The sequence below is a fragment of the Pseudomonas sp. SDO55104_S430 genome, assembly GCF_054070595.1.
In genome coordinates, this window is sequence record NZ_JBSVXG010000358.1 from 1 (window position 1) to 3,929 (window position 3,929).

The following is a 3,929-nucleotide window of genomic DNA, read 5'->3' on the forward strand; positions in this document are numbered from 1 at the left end:
CAATATTGATGTGACTGACATAAAGCATCGCGAGCAGGCTCGCTCCCACAAGTGTTTTGAATACTCGAAATTACTTGGTTTTCTTCGGAATCCGCACCAGCTCGGTGCCCGAATACATGTCATGCCAGCTGCGCTTCTGCTTGTCGAACAGCGACCAGATGAATCCCAGGCCAACGCACAGCCAGGACGCGATCGATACCACAAAGCGCAGCAGCGCCTGCCACAGGCTGATGGACGATCCGTCGGCGTTCTGCACACGAATACACCACACCTGCATGCCCAGGGTCTGACCGGAATGGGTCCAGAACTTGGCGAAGAAGCCAAACAGGACAAACAGCAGCACTGTCGAAAGCAGCGGGTCGCCATCAAGTGCGCCGGCTTCCGTGAGCGCGCGCATTTTCTCTTCGCCGATGATCGCCATCTGGATCATCTTGTAGGCGCCGCTAGTGACGATCAGCAGGGCGGTACACAGCAGGAAGTCATAGAACATCGCGGCCAGACGACGGCCCAGGCCAGCGGCAGGAAATTCGCCCTGAGGGGTGAGCAGGTGTTTCGACATGTTGGCTCTCGGCGAAAAAAGAAGCCATTTTACGGATTTACGCGCACAAAAAAGCCCCTGATGTCAGCATCAGGGGCTTTTTCGTTACAGAAGATTAGGCTTCTGCTTGTACTTCGTCAGCCTGCATGCCTTTCTGGCCTTGCACGGCGATGAAAGTCACTTTCTGGCCTTCTTTCAGGCTCTTGAAGCCGTTGCCCTGAATAGCGCGGAAATGCACGAACAGATCCGGACCGCTTTCTGGAGTGATAAAACCAAAACCTTTCTCGTCGTTAAACCACTTGACGGTACCGCTCTGACGTTGGGACATTTCTTATTTCCTTTGACGCTAAAATTAATGACAGTCTCTATCTTGTGACAGAGTACTGGGGCTGGTTGCAGGAGAGTAAGAAGACGCCGAACGGGATGTAGCTAACTTGTAGGCTACTGCCCAGGTCACGATTCCAAGCGACCCATGCAAACACAGTGAACAAACTCTACGCCAACTATGGGAGAAAAAACAAGCCCCTGCGCAGCCCCGGATTTGCTCAGCTTGCTGGCAATTATCGGGAAATTGGCAGTTCTTATTCTTTGCGCTTGTTCCGTTGTTTTCGATCGTTATAAGCAAAGTTCATAATCGAAGCCGACGTAAAACAGATGCACTGTTTTATGGCGGTTGCGTTACACATTAGTGCACTGTTAACGCAACCGCGTTACTTATAGGAACAGTTAATCAGCCGCGATAGTAGCGTTGAGGAACAAATGGCATTTTGCTTACAAGCAAAGGAACCTTTTTCCCACGGACAATTGCCCAAACCTGGGTGTCCAGAGCGGTATAAGCGCTATTGACGTAACCCATCGCCAGCGGACCACCTAGGGTCGGTCCGAAACCGCCGCTGCAGACGCTGCCGATGATTTCGCCGGCCTCGTTGACGATCTCTGCACCTTCGCGCACCGGAGTCCGTTCCTGCGGCAGCAGGCCCACACGTTTACGGCTGACACCGTTCTGTTGCTGCTCGAATACGTTTTCGGCGCCCGGGAAACCACCGGCACGCGCGCCATCGGCACGGCGCGGCTTGGAGATGGCCCACAACAGACTGGCTTCGATCGGGGTGGTTTCGGTGTTCATGTCGTGGCCGTACAGGCACAGACCGGCTTCCAGGCGCAGCGAATCGCGAGCGCCCAGGCCGATGGCTTCGACTTCCTGCTCGGCCAGCAGCGCGCGGGCGAGGGCTTCGGCATTGGCCGCCGGCACGGAGATTTCGAAACCGTCTTCACCGGTGTAACCCGAGCGGCTGACGAAGCAGTCCACACCCAGCAGGGAGACGCGGGCGAACTGCATGAAGGTCATCTTGGCCACTTCCGGTGCCAGACGCGCCAGTACAGTGACCGCCGCCGGGCCTTGCAGGGCCAGCAGGGCTCGCTCTTCGAACAAAGGCTCGATCTTGCACTGCTCGCCGATGTGCTTCTGCAGATGCGCCAGGTCCTGATCCTTGCAGGCGGCGTTGACCACCAGGAACAGCTCGTCGTTACCCAGATTGGCGACCATCAGGTCGTCGAGGATGCCGCCGTTTTCGTTGGTGAACATCGCGTAGCGCTGCATGCCCACCGGCAGATCGATGATATCCACCGGCACCAGGGTTTCCAGGGCCTTGGCAGCGTTGGCACCGGTCAGGCGAATCTGGCCCATGTGCGATACATCGAACAGACCGGCCTGATCGCGGCTGTGCTGGTGTTCTTTCATAACGCCCAGCGGGTATTGCACAGGCATGTCATAGCCGGCGAAGGGCACCATGCGCGCACCCAGTTCAACGTGCAATGCGTGCAACGGGGTTTTCAACAGTTGTTCGGTGGACATACTCAGCTCCTGAAAATGTGTGCCGCGGCGCGAAGGCTCATCAGCACTCGATAATGTTGACCGCCAAACCGCCACGGGCGGTTTCCTTGTATTTGCTTTTCATGTCGGCGCCGGTCTGGCGCATGGTGCGGATGACCTTGTCGAGGGAGACGAAATGGTGACCGTCGCCCCGCATGGCCATGCGCACGGCATTGATGGCCTTGACCGAGCCCATGGCGTTGCGCTCGATGCAAGGCACTTGCACCAGCCCGCCAATCGGGTCGCAGGTCAGGCCCAGATTGTGTTCCATGCCGATTTCCGCGGCGTTCTCCACCTGCTGCACCGTGCCGCCCAGCACTTCGCACAGTGCACCGGCCGCCATGGAGCAGGCGACTCCGACCTCGCCCTGGCAGCCGACTTCGGCGCCGGAGATCGAGGCGTTTTCCTTGTAGAGGATGCCGATGGCCGCGGCGGTCAGCAGAAAGCGCACCACGCCGTCATCGTTCGCGGTGGGGATGAAGCGCATGTAGTAATGCAGCACCGCCGGAATGATCCCGGCCGCGCCGTTGGTCGGAGCGGTCACTACACGCCCGCCATTGGCGTTTTCTTCGTTGACCGCCAGGGCGTACAGGTTGACCCAGTCCAGCACCGAGAGCGGATCGCGCAGGGACGATTCAGGGTTCTTGCACAATTGCTGATACAGCGCGGTCGCTCGGCGTTTGACCTTCAGGCCACCGGGCAGGATGCCTTCGTTGCGGCAACCGGCAGCGACGCAGTCCTGCATGACTTGCCAGATCTTCAGCAGGCCGGCGCGGGTTTCCGCTTCTGGGCGCCAGGCGCTTTCGTTGGTCAGCATCACCTGGCTGATGGACAGGCCGTAGGTGGCGCAGTGAGCGAGCAGTTCCTTGGCGTTCTTGAAGGGAAAGGTCAGCGGTGTGGCGTCTTCGACGATACGGTCGGCGCCAGCGGCGTCTTCATCGACGACGAAACCGCCGCCTACCGAGTAGTACTCGCGGCTGCGGATCTGCAGGCCTGCGGAGTCGAAGGCGCGAAAAATCATGCCGTTGGGGTGATAGGCCAGCGGTTTGCGAATCATCGCCAGGTGTTCTTTCTCGTTGAACGCAATGCTGTGTTCGCCGAGCAGGTTCAAGCGTCCGTTGCCGCGAATGTCCTGCAGGCGGGCGGCGACGGTTTCGGTGTCCACGGTATCCGGGTGCTCGCCTTCGAGGCCAAGCAGCACGGCCTTGTCGCTGCCGTGTCCCTTGCCGGTAGCGCCGAGCGAGCCGTAGAGCTCGACTTTGACGCTGGTGGTCGCCGCCAGCAGCCCTTCACGGCGCAAGCCTTCGACGAAGCGCGCGGCTGCGCGCATCGGGCCGACGGTGTGGGAGCTGGAGGGGCCGATGCCAATCTTGAACAGGTCGAACACGCTGAGCGACATGGTTGTTCTCCGGTTTCTTGTTATAGGAATTGGCGGATCTTCATAACTGAAGACGATCCTGTGGGAGCTGGCTTGCCTGCGATGGCGGTGGATCAGTCGACATCGCGGTTACCTGACGC

4 protein-coding genes are annotated in these 3,929 nt (G+C 58.9%); all 4 read right to left on the minus strand.

All coding sequences use genetic code 11. The features are described 5' to 3' along the window. Window positions 1–70: 70 nt before the first annotated feature. Window positions 71–559 carry an RDD family protein gene (locus ACW9JE_RS29305; protein WP_457434747.1) on the minus strand — a complete coding sequence of 163 codons (489 nt, stop codon included), beginning with the start codon at window positions 557–559 and terminating at the stop codon, window positions 71–73. A 94-nt stretch (window positions 560–653) separates the two neighbouring features. Next, the gene (locus ACW9JE_RS29310; RefSeq protein ID WP_007977299.1) at window positions 654–866 is read right to left on the minus strand and encodes a cold-shock protein; all 213 of its coding nucleotides are present in this window, start codon (window positions 864–866) and stop codon (window positions 654–656) included. 402 nt (window positions 867–1,268) lie between these two features. Next, the gene (gene gcvT / locus ACW9JE_RS29315) at window positions 1,269–2,393 is read right to left on the minus strand and encodes a glycine cleavage system aminomethyltransferase GcvT (RefSeq protein ID WP_457434748.1); all 1,125 of its coding nucleotides are present in this window, start codon (window positions 2,391–2,393) and stop codon (window positions 1,269–1,271) included. 40 nt (window positions 2,394–2,433) lie between these two features. After that, window positions 2,434–3,810, minus strand: a complete 1,377-nt coding sequence (locus ACW9JE_RS29320) for an L-serine ammonia-lyase (protein WP_457434749.1) — start codon at window positions 3,808–3,810, stop codon at window positions 2,434–2,436. Between the last annotated feature and the right edge of the window lie 119 nt (window positions 3,811–3,929).